Consider the following 21785-nt stretch of genomic DNA (forward strand, 5'->3'; position numbering starts at 1 on the left):
CATGTTCGATAAATTAGAAGATACGCTGCGCAGATTTGAAGAGATTCTTCATTTGCTGACAGAACCGGATGTAGTAAACGATCAAAAAAGATTTCAGGCGCTGATGAAGGAACAGAGTGAACTTTCCCCCATCGTGGAGGCCTATAAAGAGTATAAAAACTGTCAGGAAACCGCGGAAGACGCGCTGGCAATTCTGCAGGAAGAAAAAGATGAAGAGATGCGTGAACTGGCAAAAGAAGAAAAAGCAGAAGCCGAGAACCGCATCGGGGAACTGGAGCAGGAACTGAAAATCCTTCTGCTTCCCAAGGATCCCAATGATGACAAGAATGTCATTGTGGAAATCCGCGCGGGTGCAGGCGGGGATGAAGCGGCGCTGTTTGCCGCGGAAGTCTACCGCATGTATGTGCATTACGCGGAGTCGCAGCACTGGAAAGTGGAAACCATGGATGTGGAGGAAATCGGGATCGGCGGCATGAAGTACGTCAGCTTCATGATCAGCGGCCAGGGCGCCTATTCCAAGATGAAATACGAAAGCGGCGTCCACCGTGTGCAGCGTGTGCCCGAGACAGAATCCGGCGGCCGGATCCATACTTCCACCATTACCGTGGCAATTATGCCGGAGGCGGAAGATGTTGATGTGGAACTGAATATGAATGACTGCAAATTTGACGTGTTCCGGGCTTCGGGAAACGGCGGGCAGTGCGTCAATACTACGGATTCCGCCGTGCGTCTGACCCATATCCCTACGGGAATTGTGATCTCCTGTCAGGATGAAAAATCCCAGCTGAAAAACAAAGAAAAAGCCCTGAAAGTGTTGCGGGCCAAATTATATGATATGGAACTGCAGAAAGCGCATGACGCGGAAGCAGACGCAAGAAGAAGCCAGATTGGTACCGGTGACCGGTCGGAAAAAATCCGCACGTATAATTTCCCCCAGGGACGTGTCACGGATCACCGGATTAAACTGACCCTGTATAAACTGGACGCGATATTAAACGGCGACCTGCAGGAAATCATTGACAACCTGATAGCTGCTGATCAGGCTGCGAAGCTGGCCAAAGTTGACCAGGCATAAGAACGTACAGCTGGCGGCACTGGACCTGGACGGTACCCTGCTGAATCCGGAGAAGAAGATTTCAGCGGAAGACGAGCAGACGATCCGGGAGGCCCTGTCTGCCGGCAGGGAGATTGTGATCGCCAGCGGACGTCCGTATTTTGGACTGCCGCTTAGGAAAATTGCGCAGATGGGCATCCGGTACGCAATTACGGTGAATGGCGCAGCAGTGTATACCATTCCCGATATGAAGTGCCTCTACCAGGATCCCATGCCCAAGGAGGCGGCGCTGACTGTCATGGAACACCTGGAAGACGCGGAAGTATACTGTGATGTCTTTATTGACGGCAGAGGCTATGGGAGCAGGAGCAAGCGGGCCCTTCTGGATCAGCTGCCGCTGCCGGAACCCATGCGCCGGTATAAAAAGGAAACCAGGACTTTTGTGGATGATCTGCCGGCGGCTGTCGGCGCCATGGGACGTCCGGTACAGAAACTTACCCTGGATTTTGTCCGGCGGGACGGTCAGATGCTGCAGCGTCGGGAAACAGAACAATATCTGCAGCAGATGTCAGAACTCTGCGTGGTCAGCGGAGGCGGCGGCAACCTGGAGGTAACAGGTACCGGTACCAGCAAGGGAAAAGCCTTGAAGGTGCTGGCAGACCGGCTGCAGATACCGGTCTGCGACACGCTGGCCTGCGGAGATTCCGGCAATGATCTGGATCTGATCAAAACAGCCGGAGTAGGTGTGGCGATGGCCAATGCAGACCGGGAAGTGCTGGCCGAAGCAGATTTTATTACAAAATCTAATGCGGAATCCGGCGTGGCATATGCCCTTCGCTGTTTTATGGAGTTCTGACCGGCGTTTTTTTGAAAAAACGCAGTTGGCTGCAGAAAAACAGCTGCAGAAAAACAGCTGCAGAAAAAGATTGCAGAGAAAAACGTGGAAAAAAGGTCGCAGAAAAAAGCTGCAGAAAAACGGAACCGCCTTCTTCCGGAAGAAAAGGGAAGAAGGCGGTTTCTTTCCAAATGCACGCAGACTGGAAGCAGTTACTGCTCCGGCGCGATCAGTACCATGCACGGCGAATATTTTACTACATATGCGGTAACAGAACCGATGGCCTGAATCCAGCCTTTTTTGGTGGATTTGGTCATGATAATAATGTCAGTGCCGTCATTTTTGGCGCATTTCAAAATATCTTCACCGGCACGGCCAAAGATAATCGTGGGTGTGACATCATAGTCCGTCAGCATAGCAGCGGCCTTGTCCATCAGTTCTTTGGCGCGGCCTACGGCAGGATCCAGCTCATCACTGGGAACCGGCGCAATGACATCCTCCCGGATCATCAGAAGCCGGATCTTGACATCGCCGGGCTGGAACAGCTTTTTGGCTAATGTGATTGACTTGATACTGCGTTCAGTGCCGTCAATCGGAATAAGAACGTTTTTCATACAAGTTCACCTCCCAAAAAAAGTAATAGATTTATTTCCTATCTTTATTATAATAAGTTTTCGTCAGACAGTAAAGTGATTGCAGAGAAGATGACAGATATAAAGCAGAATCTGAGGCAGATCAGAGAGTACTGGAACTATGGAAAAAAGAATATGGGGACGCTTCTGATTTTTGAAGTGATTTACAAGCTGGCGCTGATCCTGGTGGCCAAGCCCTGCATCAACGGACTGATTCATCTGGCGATGTATCTGCGGGGGCTGACGTTTATTTCGGACGAGACCCTGTTTGAACTCCTTCGGTCGCCCTGGACGATTCTGCTGCTGGCGGTATTCTGTCTGCTGCTCACCTTTCTGGTGCTGTTTGATATTTGCTGTATCATCAAATGTTTTCACGCGACTTATCATCGGCAGCAGATTCCACTTACCGCACTGGCAATGGAAGGACTGCGGGCGGCTACGGGACATCTGTTTCAGCGTTCCATCCTTCTGATTGTCTATTTGCTGGTAATCATCCCGCTGACCTATTCGGCAGTTATGTCCGGCTATGTGGCAGTATGGTCTGTTCCCCATTTTATCATGGAATATATTGATTCCAAACCGATGCTGCGGATTGCGTATGTGGGCGGAATGATTTTTCTTGCCTGGAAGTTTTTTCCCTGGGTATATGCACTGCATATCTATACACTGGATCACGTCAATTTTAAAACAGCCAGAAAACAGAGCAAGCGGCTGGTGTCCGGACATTACTGGATGGATCTGATTTTTCTTGCCGGCTGGTGTATCCTGTTGCTCCTGGCTTATTATGGGATCATTCTTCTGGGCGGCTGGGTAATCTCTTCCGTGAATCATCTGCTGGCCAGTTCAGATCTCTTCAGCAGCCTGACGTTATCCGGTTTTGCGGTGCTGCTGAATGTGGTAGGTGTTGTTTATTACTGTATGGCGCTGCCCATGGTATTTCTGGGGGTGAGCATCCGCTACTACAGCAGAAAAGAGCAGAACGGAGAAACGGCTGCGCCTGCCTTCCGGGATCTGGAGCACTGTTATCATATCTCGGAGGCGGCCTGGGTGCAGAAGATTGTCGAATACCGGAAAAGGATACTGGTGGCGGTGCTTGCAGCCCTCATCGGGACGTTTACCTTTTTGTCTGTAGCAGACAAGAAGGGCTGGGTGCGCATGAATGTGCAGACGGCCACCCAAGTGACCGCACATCGGGGATATTCTGCTCAGTATCCGGAAAATACGATACCGGCGTTTCTGGGCGCTGCCAGGATCGGAGCGGATTTTGCGGAACTGGATGTGCAGCAGACAGCGGATGGAGAACTGGTCGTCATGCATGATGCGTCACTGAAGCGGACCACCGGGTGGAATAAAAAGGTGTGGGAATGCACCGCAGCCCAGATCAGCCGACTGGATGCGGGAAGCTGGTTTGGCAGCAGATATAAAGGGACAGCAGTGCCCACGCTGGAAGAAGTGATCCGCGCAACCAAGGGGAAGATCCGGCTGAACATTGAAACCAAACCCAGTGAGCATGATACCGATCTGGAAGAAAAACTGACGGCGCTGATCAAAAAATACCATCTGGAGAAAAGCTGTGTGGTCTCTTCTCTGAAATACAGCAGCATCAAGAAAGTAAAACAGCTGGATCCGGATATTACCACAGCTTATATTTCATCCATTTCCTATGGAAATTTTTCCGATATGCTGTATGCGGATGCCTACAGTGTGGAATCCTCCGGTGTAACCGCGCAGTTTGTGCACAGAATTCACAGAGCAGGCAAACAGGTATATGTGTGGACGGTGGACGATGAGAGTACGATGAAAGAGATGGTAGAGCTTGGGGCAGACCAGATCATTACCAACGAGCCGGTAGAAGCGGAAAAGCTGATCATTCAGGATAAGCATATGAATTTCTGGGATCATTATCTGGATGATCTGATGGAGCTTGGTAAATGAGACGGATCTTCGGACGCTTTGGACATACCTGTGGGTTAAGTTCCTGGCAGGAATTTGTGCAGTATGCCAAGAGAAACAGGCTGCAGATGTATATTCGATATACAGGAAAAACGGTCTGCAAAAATAGTTCTTACTGTAGGAAAAAAGCCGCTCAGACCTTACGGTCTGGGCGGCTTGTATTCGGGGACTTTTTCAGTCCTATGGATGGGAGGGGGTTATCGGATGCGGATCGTCAGTGTTTTTGTCAGTGTTTTTGCCTGATAGGTTTTGGTAGCTGCCGCACGGATTTTAATTTTGATTTTGTAGGTTCCTTTCTTCAGCCCTTTCGGAATGCGAACGGTTCCTTTCCGGCTGACAGATATTTTTTTGCTGCCGGATTTCCGCGTAAAGGTGACAGGGGCTTTTCCTTTTACGGAAACTTTGAGTTTAAAGCGTTTTGAGGATTTTTTCAGCGCGCGTGCCTTGTAAGTTTTCTTTAAGTATTTTTTGCTGACGCGGATCGTCTGTGTTTTCCTTTTCTTATTTGGTTTCGGAGCAGACGGTTTTTTGGCGGCGTCCTCTGCGTCGGCAGTTTTGACAGCGTCTTCCAGCCAGGAATAGGCTTCCTGCACATCATAGTCACCGGAATGGGGTTTCAGCCATGCAAATTCAAAATTGGCATCCTTGATGCTGGAATCATTGGTCATTGCGTAGCGCAGAACTGTCTGCAGAGCGAAGGAAGTATCCCGGTCCGCCATACCGTGCCGCACATACCAGTACGGTGCGGAATCGCCCAGAGAGTCTTTGCTGCCGGAAATTGTCTGATTGGTCAGATAAGGGATCGGACTTGCCATTTCCAGCTGCAGCGCCAGGGCCTTTCCTTCCTTAGTCTTCATAAATTCATCCCAGGTTTTTCCGGTTTCGTCTTTTCCGGCGGAATTTTTACTGTCCTTATCATTGTTCCAGGAATAAAATTCGTAGGGGGTATAAGCCTGATCGTCAGTACCGAAAAGGTTGTCTTCATTCTGGCCCGCAATACCCATGCCCACATTACTGAAAGCCATGGGAACCTTCAGGGTTTTGTTAGATGCAATATAATACAGATATCTGTCATAATTAAAGCTTGCTGGATCCACTGTGACGGATGCCCGGGGGCCGGAACCTTCGGATCGGAAAGTGATCCAGTCCTGATTCCGGGCGGCCGGAACGGAAGCGTCAGAAGCAGCGGGGAATTTTCCGGTGACATCTGCCTGCATCTGCGCGCCGCCGATTTCATCCGCGGATTCCCTGATCTCATCCTTTAGCAAGCTAATGACAGCATCCTTAAGATTTTCAGAAGTCAGTGGTGTTTTTCCGTCATCCAGTTTCAGTCCAAGGTGATTGACATACTGACCGTATTGCAGTGCCAGCGCTTTGCTGGCAGCCTGGGCTTCCTGCTGAGTGAAGTTGTAGCCGTTGAGTTTCATTCCGAGAGGATCCTGGAAGAGATTGCCCTTTCCGTCAACACCTGTATCAGCCAGCTCCTTGTCTGCATACAGAGCATTTCTGGTGTTCTGGTAGGTCCATTCATAAGCTGCGTCAGCCTCGCGCAGATCATTGATCGGACAATAGGCGATGGTGGCAAATACGTCATCGCGGATGGAAGAGGTATAGGTTCCGTTGGAATGTTTGGTAATACCGGCGGCGCCAATTTCGTACAGGGACTGGAAATAATCAGAACTGTTGCCGCTGGCGGCGATGATCGTGGACAGTGCGCCGCCGCCGGAGGTACCGGTGACAACGATGCGTTCCGGATTGCCGGCTTTCAGACGCGAGGCATTGGCACGCAGATAGCGGATGACAGCTTTTGTGTCTGTCATGGTAGCCGGGGAGTGGCTGATATGCTTTCCGGCAGGATCCGTCTTGTCCGCACGGCTGCGGCAGCCGTAGCTGACAATCACATACCCTTTTTTCAAAGCCTTTCCGATCTTGTCGGTATTGGATGTGCTGAAGTAATTTTTGCCGTTTACAACCTGGGTCCGCGCGGCATAGGCATCGGACATCCAGCCGGCATTGTTTACATACAGCAGGATCGGAGATGAGGAAGTGGCGTTTTCCGGTACATAGATGCTAAGTTTTTGGTCGATGCGGTCTTCATTCTGTACCGTGGCCACATTGGTGGGATGTTTGACATAGCAGTCTTCGTACATGGTGACTTTTTTCGGTTTTCCGTCCACTTTTACGGTCAGTGCGGTGGATGATGCGGTGGAAAAATCCAGATCCTGTGTACCGGCCGGTGCAGTATCGGATGTTTTGGGGCCTGCGGCCAGAACTGTGGGTGCCAGAGTACCTGTTATGGCACATGCCATCAGTATGGCCAGGGCTTTTGCTCGTTTCAATGGGTGGTTCCTCCTTTGTGGTTTGATGAATTTCTTTTTCTTTTGTTGTGACTTCCGTACGGTCTGAAAACAGGTTTCCTGCCGTCTGCTGCTGGGATCCGGATCCTGTCGGCAGGGGTAAATTATCAAATAGTTTATTTATTTGACGAAATTATATAAAAAATAAAAGGAGAAAACCATAAGATTATAGATAAAAATGACAATAATAGAAGAATTTCTATGTTTTGCCCATACAAAATAGATAAAGTATACACTAGGTATATAGAAAAAACAGAAATTACCAGAGGGTCAACCTTTATTACAGAAGATTGATTCTGTTTTGCCTTGTAAATTAATTTCTGTTCGAGGTCATAAAACGCCCACGATACAGAAACATAGCGATTTTCTGTTCTCACGCGTTCTGTGGCATTACGAACACCTGTCAAATCTTCAAGTACGAAAAGAGTATGCTTTGGGTTAGATTCAACGAGTGCCTTTGATACACAATGGTTCACATCCTGCATCCAACGGTTTTCTCGCTGACCAATAGCTTTCAGTCTTCTTCTTGCGGAAGGTGTCTGTCGCATTTGGAGTTCTTTGCGAAGCTTGGAATAGCTGGTGCGTCTCTGCTTGATAGCTTTCCCGCTTACAAAACCAGACTTGTGCTTACTATCATAGGTTGCAACAACGAAGTTAATCCCTCTGTCAATGCCTACCACATTACAAATGTCAGAAATATTACTTTCTTCGACATCATAAGTTACTGGTATGTGAAGATAATATTTACCAAGCTTTTTTGTGAGCTTGGCTGTGCCAAACTTATAGATTGTTTGGTCAAAATATTGAGACATGCCTTCAGTGAAATAGGACAGTTTAACGCGACCATTAAGCGCATTTGCAAGTATGGTTCTTTTCTGTCTAAACAGTATTGGAAGGGCGGCAGGAGTCAGCAGTTTTGCTGGTAAAGGGATTGAATAAAAGAGAGAAGAAAATGTATAATGTACATAAACGATATAACTCCTTACAACGAAGGTTTGCTGAAAAAAGTAATGAAGGAAGGGATTCGCATATATGGATAAGGGCTTATTTGTGTTAGAATAATTATCTAAAAGAGTATTCGATCCCATAAATGGAGAGAGAAAATGAAAAAAATAAATGTGAAATATTATTGGCTGCTCTTTGTACTGTCTGTGGTTTTTTCCATCATGATAATGCCTTGTCGTGTAAGTGCTGATGCTGAACATCCTAATCAGGAAGAGGCCATCGCATGGGTAAATCAGAGAGCAGCAGAATCCTGGTGTAAAAATTTGGACAATTTTGCTGGCTGCCAGTGTGTAGATTTGATTCAGGCCTATTATAATTATCTTGTTGGTTCTAAACAAAGTGGAAATGCAATTGACTATGCTTCAAATACGCCTCCTGATGGATGGAAAATCGTAAACGGATCACCTCGACCCGGGGACGTGGTTGTATGGGGTAAATATGTTAATGTCGGGGATAATAATGTTGGAAACGAATATACCAACAGCGAATTTGGGCATATAGGAATTGTAACGGCAATCATCGATGGGACATATATGTCTACAGTAGAAACGAATACATTATCCGGTCCCGCAGCAAGTACAAAAACAAGGCGGATTGATTCTGCATTGTGTTTTATCAGACCCAAATTTGATTTTATTCCTCCAGAGGTAACTGGTGATGGAAAGGTGATACTCAAAGGATCTTATGGTGGGTTATCTTCTTCTGGAAATTCCAGTGGATTTAGATTTAACCTTAGTTTTACGGTTACAGATAATTGTGGAATTGATCACATATCTGTATTGCAGCGAGAGTTTGGTCAGAATGATTCACAGCTAGTATCTGTTTATGAACTTAGCTGCACTGATAAAGAAGATAAGAAGAAACAAGATGTTGTATGTACACTTACAGCACCAGAAGGTATTTATTATTATAAGGTAATTGCAACTGATGAAGACGGGAATTCTAGGACGCAATGGCTTAACAACACAGTGAATCTTTATGAAGTAAGAACTTCTGATACGGGAACCTACAAGGTTACTGCAGATAAAGCTGTATTGCATTTAGCGCCATGGGCTAAAGTGAATGGCAAGTCTACGAACACAGGTGTATCTGCGCTGAAAGGAACAAAACTCGATGTTATTGGATCTTATACAAATCCGAATAACGGACATGTGTGGTATCAAATCGGAAATGAAAGGTGGATTTATTCAGAACGTGTAAAAAAATGCAGCTGGTTCAGTAATTTTATAGATGGACTATTTTCGATTTTTGGTGGTTCACAAGGCGGATATAGCGTTGAACGGGTAGTTTATACGAACGGTCAGGTCGTAGACCCATCATCAGAGGATGAATCAAAATCATCGATCAGTTATCGATTTGTTGATTCGGCGCCAGATGAGATCGACACAGTGGATGATGATGGCAATTCAGAAGCACCTGTCGGATCTTATAAGGTCAGTTTTGATGCAAATGGAGGTGTCAGCAGTGCATCGCTGAAATATGTAAAGGAAGGAAATGAGTATGGTACTTTGCCGACTGCTTCCCGATCCGGCTATAGCTTTGCCGGCTGGTACACCAAATCTGAAGGCGGAACAGAGATACTGGCGAATAGTATCTGCGAAGGGGATATTACACTCTATGCGCAGTGGAGTGAAAAAGTATCAGATTCTGGTTCTTGTGGCGAGAATCTTACATATAACCTCAGGTCAGATGGAACGTTAATAATTTCCGGAAGTGGTGCCATGACAAGTGCACCGTGGTATACAAAAGGACTGAATAAAAATATTGTAGAAGTCATCCTGCCGGATGGATTGACAAGTATATATAGCAATGCATTCAGTGGGTCTAATCTGTATGAAATTGTAATACCGAGCAGCGTAACCAAAATTGGAGCATCTGCCTTTTCTTCAGCATCCGGACTGCAAGGAAAGGTAACGCTATCATCCAATATAACGGATATTGAGGCATATGCCTTCAGTGGATGCAGTTCTCTGGAAGAGATTGAGATCAGATCATCAAAAGCTGTTTTGGGAAGAGCGGCATTCAGAGGAACAAGCGGTGTACAGAAGGTGACACTGCCGGCGGATATCAAATGGGAATATAGCCGCGGTGCTGATAGCGGTGCTGATACATTTTTAGGCTGCGGAGCAAAAGAAATTGTGTATACAGCCGGAGAGACAGGCGTCATGACCGATGCCGTGCCAGGGAGCGAGAACAATTGTTATACAGGAGGCGTATGCTACGGAACGCGGGCAAATGTGGAGAAGATCACGTTTGAAAAAGGAATCACGCATATCGGAAATTATACCTGCTATTGTAGTGGCAGCGACAGAGCATATCCGAACCTGAAGCAGGTGAACTTCCCTGAAGGGCTGGAAAGTATCGGAGAATATGCGTTTTATAATGCAGGAGGGACGTTTGACTGTACGCTGCCGTCGAGTCTGAAGGAAGTAGGGCAATATGCATTTAGTTCCTGTGGAATCACCGGAAATATCGCTGCGGGCTGTGAGTTTACGTCATTAGGACAATCTGCTTTTGGTGGAGCATCCGGACTGCAGGGGAAGGTAACGCTGTCATCCAATATAACGGATATTGGGGCATATGCCTTCAGTGGATGCAGTTCTCTGGAAGAGATTGAGATCAGATCATCAAAAGCTGTTTTGGGAAGAGCGGCATTCAGAGGAACAAGCGGTGTACAGAAGGTGACACTGCCGGCGGATATCAAATGGGAATATAGCCGCGGTGCTGATAGCGGTGCTGATACATTTTTAGGCTGCGGAGCAAAAGAAATTGTGTATACAGCCGGAGAGACAGGCGTCATGACCGATGCCGTGCCAGGGAGCGAGAACAATTGTTATACAGGAGGCGTATGCTACGGAACGCGGGCAAATGTGGAGAAGATCACGTTTGAAAAAGGAATCACGCATATCGGAAATTATACCTGCTATTGTAGTGGCAGCGACAGAGCATATCCGAACCTGAAGCAGGTGAACTTCCCTGAAGGGCTGGAAAGTATCGGAGAATATGCGTTTTATAATGCAGGAGGGACGTTTGACTGTACGCTGCCGTCGAGTCTGAAGGAAGTAGGGCAATATGCATTTAGTTCCTGTGGAATCACCGGAAATATCGCTGCGGGCTGTGAGTTTACGTCATTAGGACAATCTGCTTTTGGTGGAGCATCCGGACTGCAGGGGAAGGTAACGCTGTCATCCAATATAACGGATATTGGGGCATATGCCTTCAGTGGATGCAGTTCTCTGGAAGAGATTGAGATCAGATCATCAAAAGCTGTTTTGGGAAGAGCGGCATTCAGAGGAACAAGCGGTGTACAGAAGGTGACACTGCCGGCGGATATCAAATGGGAATATAGCCGCGGTGCTGATAGCGGTGCTGATACATTTTTAGGCTGCGGAGCAAAAGAAATTGTGTATACAGCCGGAGAGACAGGCGTCATGACCGATGCCGTGCCAGGGAGCGAGAACAATTGTTATACAGGAGGCGTATGCTACGGAACGCAGGCAAATGTGGAGAAGATCACGTTTGAAAAAGGAATCACGCATATCGGAAATTATACCTGCTATTACAGTGGCAGCGACAGAGCATATCCGAACCTGAAGCAGGTGAACTTCCCTGAAGGGCTGGAAAGTATCGGAGAATATGCGTTTTATAATGCAGGAGGGACGTTTGACTGTACGCTGCCGTCGAGTCTGAAGGAAGTAGGGCAATATGCATTTAGTTCCTGTGGAATCACCGGAAATATCGCTGCGGGCTGTGAGTTTACGTCATTAGGACAATCTGCTTTTGGTGGAGCATCCGGACTGCAGGGGAAGGTAACGCTGTCATCCAATATAACGGATATTGGGGCATATGCCTTCAGTGGATGCAGTTCTCTGGAAGAGATTGAGATCAGATCATCAAAAGCTGTTTTGGGAAGAGCGGCATTCAGAGGAACAAGCGATGTACAGAAGGTGACACTGCCGGCGGATATCAAATGGGAATATAGCGGCGGTGCTGATAGCGGTGCTGATACATTTTTAGGCTGCGGAGCAAAAGAAATTGTGTATACAGCCGGAGAGACAGGCGTCATGACCGATGCCGTGCCAGGGAGCGAGAACAATTGTTATACAGGAGGCGTATGCTACGGAACGCGGGCAAATGTGGAGAAGATCACGTTTGCGGAAGGAATCACGCATATCGGAAATTATACCTGCTATTGTAGCAGCAAAGATTATCCGAACCTCAAACAAATTATTCTGCCGGATTCACTGACCAGCATCGGAAGCAACGCATTTTATAATACAAATTCTCTCACGGCCGTACAGTTCCCGGAGGGAATCACAACGCTTAACAGTACTTCCTTCTATAATATGGCATCGGGTGTAAAGTTCTATGGCTATAAAGGTACCCGTGCCGAAAGCTATGCTTCGGAAAAGAACTACACCTTTGTTCCGCTTTATGATCCTGAGATCAGCGGAATTGCTGATAGCGATGAACTGAAGAGAGGTGAGACTTACCAGCTGAGTGTATCAACCTGCACGGGAATCGATACCTATACAGATGAAGCTGACTGGAGTATCGAAGGGCAGGAATTTGAAGGAACCACAATTGATCAGACGGGAAAACTTGTTATTGATCCGGATGAGATGGCTGAAGCACTTACTATTACGGCTTCCGTCGGAGACCATACAAATTCGGTGAATGTTTCTGTTATACAGGAAACGTATCAGGTTCGCTTTACCGGCGAAATTGAGAAAGAACTGGAACTGAAGCGGGGGCAGAAAGTCTGCAGACCGACAGATGAAGAGGAAGTCGGATATCAGTATTCGTATGTAGCGGTGATAGACGGTGAAGAGAAAACACTTGCTGATGAGAACTGGGAGCTGAAGGTTCTTTCGGATATTACGGTTCAGGTTTCCAGAGAACTTAAGACATTTACAGTCACCTTCATTCCTGGAGAAGGACACTTCACGGAAGAAGGTATGAGCACAGGTACCTATGGATATGGTGCAAAACTCACAGATATGCCGGTTCCGGTCCGGGATGATTATGATTTTGCCGGATGGTATACATCTGAAGCAGAAGAGGGAGAAGAAGTGACGGAAGAAGATATCTGTAAATCGGATATGATTCTGTACGCACATTGGACTCCGCACGTACATCAGTGGGATGAAGGAACTGTAACGACAGAAGCAACTTGCACAGAAACAGGTACTATGACATATACCTGTGCTTGCGGCGAGACAAAGGAAGAGTCAATTGAGGCATTGGGACATGATTATCAGTCTGAAGTAACTACGGAGGCAGGTTGTACAGAAGAAGGAGAACTTACTTATACATGCAGCCGCTGTGAAGATCACTACACAGAGCCTATTCCTGCGAAAGGTCATATATGGAACGAAAACTATACAGTCGATAAGGAAGCCACCTGTTTGGAAGAAGGATCTGAGTCAATACACTGTTCAGTATGTGATACTGTACAGGAAGGAAGTGAGCGTGTCATTGAGAAAGGGCCCCATACTTATGGAGAATGGGTTGTTACAAAAGAAGCAACCTGCACAGATCCGGGAAGCCGGGAGAAGACCTGTACGGTGTGCAGCGACAAAGTAACAGAGGAAATCGCTGCCACCGGTCATGATTACGGTGAGTGGATATCCGATGATGAGTCCGGACACACACATGTCTGCGCAAATGATGCTTCTCATAAAGAGACAGAATCACATACATTTGATGCGTGGAAGAATGTCAAAGAAGCAACCTATGAACAGACAGGACTGAAGGAACGTATCTGCACCGGCTGTGGATACAAAGAGCAGGAAGAGATTCCGAAATTGGAAAAGACAGCAGATCAGAAAGCAGCGGATGTAGTCGCAGAAAAGATTCAGGCAATTGGAGCGGTAACGTTAAATTCCAAAAAGGATATCGAGCAGGCAAGAAGCAGCTATAATGCATTGACAGCCGATCAGAAGAAACTGGTCAATGAGAAGACGGTGCAGGTACTTACAGATGCGGAAAGCCGGTATGCTGAATTAGAGGAAGCGGATGGGAAGTTCAAGGCCGATCAGAAAGCGGCGGGTATAGTCGCAGAAAAGATCCAGGCAATCGGGCCAGTAACGCTGGATTCGAAAACTGCCATCGAAGAAGCAAGAAGCGGTTATGATGCACTGACGGATGCGCAAAAAGATCTGGTGACGTCCAAGCAGTATGCGGCTTTGGTGAAAGCAGAGAAAACATATGCGGAACTGAAAGCTGCAGATGAGCAGAGAAAAGCTGATCAGAAAGCCGTTGCGGAAGTAATCCGGAAGATTAATGCGATTGGAACGGTAACGCTGAATTCGAAAGCTACGATCGAAACAGCCCGAAAAGCATACAATACGCTTTCGGACAGCTTGAAGGGATCCGTTACTAATTACGAAAAATTGAAAAATGCAGAAATGCAGTATTCGAAATTAACAGTAATAAGTCAAAAGATTATTGTTGATAATTCTATTACGAAGATATTTGGCATGAAACCATTTAAAATGAATGCTAAAACAAATGGTGATGGAAAATTATCATATGTGTCATCTGATAAGAGGATTGCTACTGTATCGTCTTCAGGTATTGTTACTATCAAGGGAGTTGGTACTGCACGAATTATTATTACAGCTACACAAACAGAAAAATATAAAGCCGCGTCAGAAACGGTAACAATTAAAGTACTTCCGAAAGGGATAAAGGTTGCGAAGCTTACTGGTGCAAAAAAGTCTTTCTCTGTAAAGTGGTCAAAACAACCGAATATAACTGGCTACCGCATACAATATTCAACGAGTAAATCATTTAAGAAAGGATCAAAGTATAAGATTATAAAAAAATATAACAGCACATCAGCAAAGATCTCTAAATTAAAGAAAAAGAAAAAGTATTATATTCGTATTCAGACATACAAAACAATTGGAGGAAAGAAGTATTATAGCAACTGGTCACAGGTAAAGGCTGTAAAAACAAAATAATTTATCATACAATAGCCAGGGAAACCTGGCTATTGTAGTTTTGGAAGAAAAGGATACTTTGCTTGCAGCATTGGAGAAGTATCGGCAGCGACTATAAAAAAGTATATTAAGAGTCAGGGCTAATGGCTAAAGATTTACAAGGCTCCTCCCACCACCTGAAGGTAGTGGGAGGAGCCTATGCCAAACGAAAGGATTTAATTTATGAAAAAAACACCGGAGAGGTATTCTGATCAGCCCCCTGTCAAGTAGACAGGTAAAATAATTAAAAATAGTTACAGATATCCGTCATGCTGTTATCGGTGTGACGGATTTTTGGGGCGTGTGAATAATTCTCTGTAAATAAGATTTTCTATGATAATTATTGAGGGCTGGACGGCAGAACCTGCTGTTCAGCCCTTGGTTACTATCTAACAGAAATCCACAGGCATGTCAAGGGTACCCGACTCCGTCAGGCGTGCATTTCAACATTTACCTGCCAACGGATTTTTGTTATTCAGGCATCCGTTCCGGATACATGATCGATAATTCTCCGCGGACTCTGCCCCAGTTCCGGATCGGCATAGTCCATTTTTTGCATATTTCGAAGGATGATAAATATAAAGCTTTTAGCAAGGCTTGGGAACTCGGGAAAACGCTGCGCTGCCGGTTCAGTCGGCGGAACGACGAATTTAAGGATTCGATCGCATTTGTCGTATAGAAAGCCGTCCGCACGTCTTTCGAAAATTTAAAAATAGGCGAAATCGCATCCCAGTTTTCATGCCAGCGGTTCATGGCATGGGGATACTGACCGGACCATTTTTCTGTTACGCGGTCAACCTGCTCCAGCGCGGCCTTTTCATCCGCAGCTGTATAAATCGTCTTTAGGTCCTTGGCAAATGCTTTCATGTCCTTGTTCGCGACATATTTCAACGTATTACGCACCATATGGACAACACAGCGCTGCTGTTCTGTTTTAGGGAAGGCAGTGCTGATGGCATCCTTAATTCCCGTCAGACCATCGGAACAAAGGATCAAGATATCCTGTATCCCACGGTTTTTTAAGCTATTTAATACACTCAGCCAGTATTTGCTGCTTTCATTTTCGCCAATCACAATCGTTAGGATTTCTTTTTTGCCTTCATCATTGATTCCCAAGACAACATAGGCAGCAAGTTTTCGTATCACGCCGTCATCACGAACAGAAAAATGAACCGCATCAATAAAAACGATCGGATATACTGCGGAGAGCGGCCGGTTCTGCCATTCTTCAATTTTTGGCAGCAACTTGTCGGTAATATCAGAGACCATGCCTTCACTCACCTCGAAGCCATAAATGTCTTCGATCGTATCTGAAATCTGACGTGTGGACATTCCCTTTGCGTACATGGATATGATTTTTTCATCGATTGACGAAATATCTTTTTTACGTTTCGGAAGGACTTTAGGGGAAAAGGTGCTTTGCCGGTCCTGTGGGACATCTACCTCAAACTCACCATATTTACTGCGGACGCCTTTGGACTTTGTTCCGTTTCGATCATTTGGTTCGGAAGAACGCTCATACTTTTCGTAGCCAAGGTGGTTGTCCATTTCAGCTTCCAGCATTTCCTGGATCGTTCCGGACAGCAGATCTTTCAGGGCGTCCTGAATATCATCCGCTGTTTCGATATCGTACTCTTCAAACAGTCCCTGGATGATATTTCTTTTGTTTTCTGTCATGGGTTTCGGTTTGTAGACATTTCGCTTTTTGTTTGCCATAATCAAAGGCCTCCTATAAATTTGATTTTATCATAGAAGACCTGGATGATACGATTAAGTATTCATTTTTACAGAGATTATTTCATAGGCTCGTGACGGATTTTTGTGTTGAGACGTTTATGCCGCCAATCTTTTAGGCGCACCATTGAGCCTTGTATTTTTTAATTCGTTTATTCTCTGCAATCGGGTATTGCACAGGAGTAGTCGCTTCTAATGCTGCTTGGCGTACCTCACCAGGTGTCATGCAGCCAAACCTTTCCTGCGGTCGTTCATAAGTATAGAATCGCATATAGTTGTGGAGTGCTTCTTTCAGGGAACGTTCATCAGTGATATTGTACATCTGAAACATCTCTGTTTTGATAATTCCCCAGAGTCCTTCGGTCGGGCCATTATCGATACAATGACCAACACGGGACATGGACTGTTTCATGCCTTGTTTCTGTAGCTTCATTTGAAACACTTTGCTGGTATACTGAAATCCCCTGTCGCTATGAAAAATAGGTTTTGCTTCAGGATTGATTTCAAGCGCTTTATTATAAGTATCGAAAACTAACTTATTATCATTCCTTCTGCTTATCACATAGGACACTGGACTGCGGTCATACAAATCCAGGATAGCACTCAGATATAGTTTCTTATCCGTCCCAGGAATCTTAAACTCAGTTACATCTGTTGTCCATTTTTCGTTTGGAGTTGTGGCAAAGAAGTCTCTCTTGAGAAGATTTTCAGCTGTGGCTTCCGGAGTAGATGATCTATATTTTTTCTTACGAATCACGGAATGAATTCCCAGTTTCTGCATGATACGGTGAACTCTGTTTTTGCTGTAATGAGTATGATTGAAGTGATTGATCCACTTCGTCATTCTACGGTATCCAAGGATGTGACAAAAGCGCTCGTCATACTCTTTGATCAGTTCGGCCAGCTTTATATTTTCCTGTTCTTGATCCGGCACAGATCTGTGAAGCCATTTATAATAAGATGAATGTGAGATATCAAGCTGTTGGCACATCCAGTTGATGCTCCAGTGTTTCTCTTCATAAAAGTGCTGAATTGTCAGATATTTTGATTGATTGCGTAGTTTTCCCAGCGTCACATCCTTTCGAATTCCTTCACTTTTTTTAACAGTTCTACCATCATGTCTTTTTCTTCCAACTGGCGTTTCAGCCGAAGGTTCTCCCTACGGAGCTGTGCCAATTCATCTACTTCATCATCTGATTTGTGACGCCCACGTTTATCCGATAGTCCGTCTTCTCCATCGGCATCATATTTTCTTACCCATGAATACACTTGCCCATATGAAACATCATACAGTGAAGCAGTTCCTTTGTAATCTCGATTATGGGCAATGCAGTATTCGACAATTTCCTTGCGCTCGGTTAGCGTTGTCTTTCTTCGTGCTTCTGCCATATAGACCTCCCTCTTGGGATTATAATCCCGAAGTTCTTTATTGGCATTATACAACGAAATCCATTTTTGTAGTGTACCATGTCCAGGAATGCCATATCTGGAACATAAATCCGTAACCGATCCTTCCCCGGCAATATATCTTTGAACCATTTCAATTTTAAAATCCTTGGAATAGGAGTGATTGGCTGTGACAGGGCAGAGAGCTTCTATACCACCATTCTGATATGCCAGTATCCAGTTCCTTATGGTTCGTGTACTATTTATAGATAAGTCGACCATGATTTTAGAGACAGAACGTGTTCCATTCAAGTAATCCTCAACAGCAGCAACTTTTTCTTCAACTGTACACTTGGGTTTTCTTCCCATAAAAATACCTCCAAAGTAGATTTTGGTTATTTAACCTATCTACTTTAGAGGTACCATATCATTCTCCGGTGTTTTCATGCAGTTTTATAGAAAATGATCAGCTTCTTTTTGTCAGCCAGGAGGCGATGAAGGAAGTGATGGGAACCGTAAGGACGATGCCGAGACTTCCGGCCACCCCCTGCATGATTTCAATGCCGATCTGATAGGAGTTGATGAGCTGATAAAAGCTGATGTTGTAGGCGTAGTCAATAACGAGTGTGGTGAGAGATCCGCCTACAAAGGCCAGAATCAGCGTGTTTGTCATTGTCCCCATCATATCGCGGCCGACACGCATGCCTGACGCGAACAGCTGCCGCCGTCCCATAGAAGGATTGGCTTCATGAATCTCCTGGACAGCAGATGCCAGGGACATGCCTACGTCCATGACGGCACCCAGGGCGGAAATGATAATTCCGGCAAACAGCAGCTGACCGATCTGCAGACTGGAGTGCTGTCCGACATACGAAAGGGTTTCGATTTCTGTTACATTATAACCGGAGATTCCGGCTGCAGCTCCAAAGAGCGCGGCAGCGATACCGGCCACAGCCACGCCGAAGGAGGTCCCCAGCATGGCAGACCAGGTTTTCCGCGAGAATCCGTTCAGCAGCCCCAGTGTGACGACTGTTGTCAGCACGGACACCAGGACTGCCATGAGGATGGGGGAGACACCTTGATAGATTGCCGGAAACATCAGGTACAGAATGGCAGTGAAGGCAAAAACCAGTCCGAAGATCGACAGGATTCCTTTGCGGCCGCCGATCAGGCAGACCGCTGCGGTAAAGATACCGATAAATGCAAGAATGGCGGGAATCCGGTTCTGACTGTATACCGTTGCAACCTGTGTACCGCTGGAGGCACTGAAGATTACAATGACATGCATACCCGGTTTGCAGGTGGCCCCGAAGAGCTGACCGCTGGGACTTGTGGCGGAGAAACTCTTTCCTTTGTAAGTACCGGAGTTGATGCGGACCGTTACCTGCTGATTGCCGTATCGGTTGCCGTCTTCTGCCAGATTGTCCCGGGTCACTGCAGTGACAGTCGCACGTTCGTAGGTCTGTCCCGCAGTGGAAGTCAGGGGCTCTTTGGTAAACTGGTTGCATTTGTACAGGATCATGCCAAAGAGCAGGACCAGGATCACCGGGATCAGGATCCGCCGGATGGCGTGGATATTATGGTTGCTTTTCTTTTGAATTGCTGTAACTGCCTTCATGTTCTGTTCCTTTGTGTTCTAGCGATTTTCTGATCAGCGGGTGCGGGCGGTTTTGGAAGCGCTCCAGGTGCTGAAGTAGGTTTTTCCGCCGGTTTTCTTATAGGTGCGTACCCGTACCGAGTATTTCTTTTTGGCGGAAAGCTTTTTGATGGAAACTTTTGTGCCTTTCGCGCTTATGGTCTTCCATGTTTTGGATCCGGATTTCCGGTAAGCAAACTGATAGCGGACACCGCCGGCGGTCTTTTTGGCTGTTGCTTTCAGACTGCGTTTGGATGCTTTCAGGGAAAGAGAAGTCTTTGCGGGAAGTACTTTAAAGTTCAGAGTCTCCTTCTTTGCCACCTTGTAATCACCGATGAATCTGACAGTGACACTGTGGGTTCCGATGGATTTGGAAGAAGAACGGGAAACGGTAAAGTCCCTGCCTTCTTTTAACCAGCTGCCGTCCTCTGCCTTGATCTGTACCTTCGGCGTATGGCTCTTTCCGTTGTAGGTATAGCTGGATTTGCTCAGACGAAGAGACTGGATACCGGCACGCTGCAGGTTTTTCGTTTCTTTTTTGCCGCTGTCCGAGGTATTTTCTTTCGAGTCATCTGTCTTTTTGATGGTATAAGCAGTGGAATTCTCCAGTGCGGCACCGGTGGTTGCATCGTAAGTCCGGATGGAGAAGGAGTCATCTGTGATATTAATTACAGAATAGCTGGGTGTCCAGGTCTGGCTCCGTTCGGAAATGTAATCCTGCTGCGTCGGGATCAGATTGTAGAATTTGGATCCGGTACCGGAGTTGGCCTCCATATATACGGTGCCCTTGGGATTGACCACGGTGCCGCTTCGCTGACCGCTCTTGATGGAGTAGCACAGGTTGTCATTCTGGAAAGCGGTTTTGTCTGCGCTTCCGTAAGAGGATCTGTCATAGGCAGTGTGGGAAGAACCGTCGCTCTGCAGCTGATAGGTACGGGAGTAGGTGTGGTCGTGTCCCTGCAGTACCACATCAATTCCGTATTTGTCAAACAGAGGGGTCAGCTGGGTACGAAGAATGATTCCGTCGCTTGCAGAATGATCCAGGCCGGAACCATAGATATCCTGGTGGATCGTTACCACTTTCCATTTGGCATCCTTGTTTTCACTGATGGCCTTTTTGATGACATTTTCGTGTGTCGCGCAGTTATAGTTGTTGGTATCCAGGGTGATAAACAGCGTATTGCCGTAGCGGTAGTAATAGTCGGTACCTGCTGCCGTGCGCCCTGCGGTATAGGAATCATCGGAATCCGAGAAGGTATTGGGGTTGTTGAAATGCAGGCTGTAACGGCTGCTGGTGGAGTCGTGGTTTCCGATGGTCGTTGCCACCGGAAGACTCTTTAATGCGGAGGCGCTCAGGTATCCGGCATATTCTGTTTCGTGGGTGGAAGCGTTGACCTGATCACCGGCAGAAATCAGAAAGCTGGCGTCAGGATTGGCGGATACGGCCTGCTTGAGCACCTTGTTCCAGTTGTAGGAATCGTTGCGGGCGGCCAGATTGTCCTTAGTATCATATTTGTTTGAGAGCTGGGTATTTTCCGAATCCGTTTGCTTGGTGCTGGCGCCGATCTGCGGATCGCCCACATACAGGACAGAAAAATCGGAAGAATTTCTGGTATGGTAGGAAACCGGATCGCTCCAGGCCCCATTTTTATATACCTGATAGTAGTAACCGGTGTTTTCCTTCAGTCCGGTGACGGTGACTTTGTTGGAGTAGTAACCGTCCAGTCCGTTCAGATCACTTTGGGTAGCATCGATTTTTGTCTGCGTACCGGAAAATTCTGCGGGATTCGTCATATCTTTGGATTCCGACAGACGGATCTGCGGAGTTTCCGCAGTTTTGGAATACCAGGCAAAATTCAGGCTGCTCTGCGTCGCGCCGGGGGTCAGGGACACATTTTCATAATTGGAAGAAATGTCCGCCCAGTTGGATTTATAATTGCTCCAGGCTGTGCTGTCTTTGGATGCGTCATTAAAATGTTCTGTTGCTGCCTGAGCTGTCATCGGGATTATTGTGACCCCGGATGCGGATGCAAGTACGGCAGAGCAAAGAAGAACAGAAAGTCGTTTGATTCTCTTTTTCATAAATATCCTCCAAATGATTGATACGAAGAGAAAACACGTGTCTTGGTAATCTGAGCTCGACTCTTACTATATAGAATCCCGGATACACATACAGTCCAGATCCTGTAAAAAAAATGAAAAAAGAC

Annotated in this window: 12 protein-coding genes; 4 read left to right on the plus strand and 8 right to left on the minus strand. The window is 46.5% G+C overall.

What is annotated here, in order from left to right; all coding sequences use genetic code 11:
- Position 1 precedes the first annotated feature (1 nt).
- Both prfA and CXIVA_RS10640 read left to right on the plus strand, forming a co-directional pair.
- A complete protein-coding gene (gene prfA, locus CXIVA_RS10635) occupies positions 2-1075 on the plus strand; it encodes a peptide chain release factor 1 (RefSeq protein ID WP_013978038.1) in 1074 nt (357 codons plus the stop codon).
- Positions 1062-1910, plus strand: coding sequence for an HAD family hydrolase (locus CXIVA_RS10640; protein WP_013978039.1), 849 nt, complete (start codon positions 1062-1064; stop codon positions 1908-1910). The genes prfA and CXIVA_RS10640 overlap by 14 nt, the downstream gene beginning before the upstream one ends.
- Before the next feature lie 191 nt (positions 1911-2101).
- Here the strand turns inward: CXIVA_RS10640 and CXIVA_RS10645 are convergent, their stop codons facing one another.
- Positions 2102-2503 (minus strand): universal stress protein, encoded by a 402-nt coding sequence (locus CXIVA_RS10645; RefSeq protein WP_013978040.1) that lies wholly within the window; start codon positions 2501-2503, stop codon positions 2102-2104.
- A 90-nt stretch (positions 2504-2593) separates the two neighbouring features.
- Between CXIVA_RS10645 and CXIVA_RS10650 the strand changes: the two genes are divergently transcribed.
- Positions 2594-4456, plus strand: coding sequence for a glycerophosphodiester phosphodiesterase (locus CXIVA_RS10650; protein ID WP_041727872.1), 1863 nt, complete (start codon positions 2594-2596; stop codon positions 4454-4456).
- A gap of 215 nt (positions 4457-4671) precedes the next feature.
- Here CXIVA_RS10650 and CXIVA_RS10655 read toward each other — a convergent pair whose 3' ends face one another.
- Entirely contained in the window at positions 4672-6813 is a 2142-nt protein-coding gene (locus CXIVA_RS10655) for an alpha/beta hydrolase fold domain-containing protein (RefSeq protein ID WP_013978042.1), read from the minus strand.
- Positions 6814-6947: 134 nt separating this feature from the next.
- Complete coding sequence (locus CXIVA_RS14555; RefSeq protein ID WP_347475628.1) at positions 6948-8036, minus strand: transposase; 1089 nt, start codon at positions 8034-8036, stop codon at positions 6948-6950.
- On the opposite strand from CXIVA_RS14555, the gene CXIVA_RS10670 reads away from it, so the two are divergent.
- Complete coding sequence (locus CXIVA_RS10670) at positions 7935-14804, plus strand: leucine-rich repeat protein (protein ID WP_013978044.1); 6870 nt, start codon at positions 7935-7937, stop codon at positions 14802-14804. The genes CXIVA_RS14555 and CXIVA_RS10670 overlap by 102 nt on opposite strands.
- 489 nt (positions 14805-15293) lie before the next feature.
- On the opposite strand, the gene CXIVA_RS10675 is transcribed toward CXIVA_RS10670, so the two are convergent.
- The 5 genes from CXIVA_RS10675 to CXIVA_RS10695 form a co-directional block, all read right to left on the minus strand.
- Complete coding sequence (locus tag CXIVA_RS10675; RefSeq protein ID WP_013978045.1) at positions 15294-16538, minus strand: IS256 family transposase; 1245 nt, start codon at positions 16536-16538, stop codon at positions 15294-15296.
- Positions 16539-16671: 133 nt separating this feature from the next.
- Positions 16672-17631, minus strand: a complete 960-nt coding sequence (locus CXIVA_RS10680; protein ID WP_013978046.1) for an IS3 family transposase — start codon at positions 17629-17631, stop codon at positions 16672-16674.
- On the minus strand, positions 17628-18311 hold the full coding sequence (locus CXIVA_RS10685; protein ID WP_013978047.1) for a helix-turn-helix domain-containing protein: 684 nt from the start codon (positions 18309-18311) through the stop codon (positions 17628-17630). The genes CXIVA_RS10680 and CXIVA_RS10685 overlap by 4 nt, the downstream gene beginning before the upstream one ends.
- 97 nt (positions 18312-18408) lie before the next feature.
- The gene (locus CXIVA_RS10690; RefSeq protein WP_013978048.1) at positions 18409-19560 is read right to left on the minus strand and encodes a YibE/F family protein; all 1152 of its coding nucleotides are present in this window, start codon (positions 19558-19560) and stop codon (positions 18409-18411) included.
- 33 nt (positions 19561-19593) lie between these two features.
- Positions 19594-21660 carry a metallophosphoesterase gene (locus CXIVA_RS10695; RefSeq protein WP_013978049.1) on the minus strand — a complete coding sequence of 689 codons (2067 nt, stop codon included), beginning with the start codon at positions 21658-21660 and terminating at the stop codon, positions 19594-19596.
- Positions 21661-21785: the final 125 nt, after the last annotated feature.

The organism is Clostridium sp. SY8519 (genome assembly GCF_000270305.1).
Classification (GTDB): Bacteria; Bacillota; Clostridia; order Lachnospirales; family Lachnospiraceae; genus SY8519.

Coding starts and splice junctions, on each gene's coding strand:
- prfA (WP_013978038.1), top strand. CDS start 2: ATGTTCGATAAATTAGAAGATACGCTGCGCAGATTTGAAGAGATTCTT.
- CXIVA_RS10645 (WP_013978040.1), bottom strand. CDS start 2,503: ATGAAAAACGTTCTTATTCCGATTGACGGCACTGAACGCAGTATCAAG.
- CXIVA_RS10650 (WP_041727872.1), top strand. CDS start 2,594: ATGACAGATATAAAGCAGAATCTGAGGCAGATCAGAGAGTACTGGAAC.
- CXIVA_RS10670 (WP_013978044.1), top strand. CDS start 7,935: ATGAAAAAAATAAATGTGAAATATTATTGGCTGCTCTTTGTACTGTCT.
- CXIVA_RS14555 (WP_347475628.1), bottom strand. CDS start 8,036: ATGTTCAGCATCAGCACTTACACGACAAGGCATTATCATGATGGAAAA.
- CXIVA_RS10675 (WP_013978045.1), bottom strand. CDS start 16,538: ATGGCAAACAAAAAGCGAAATGTCTACAAACCGAAACCCATGACAGAA.
- CXIVA_RS10685 (WP_013978047.1), bottom strand. CDS start 18,311: ATGGGAAGAAAACCCAAGTGTACAGTTGAAGAAAAAGTTGCTGCTGTT.
- CXIVA_RS10690 (WP_013978048.1), bottom strand. CDS start 19,560: ATGAAGGCAGTTACAGCAATTCAAAAGAAAAGCAACCATAATATCCAC.
- CXIVA_RS10695 (WP_013978049.1), bottom strand. CDS start 21,660: ATGAAAAAGAGAATCAAACGACTTTCTGTTCTTCTTTGCTCTGCCGTA.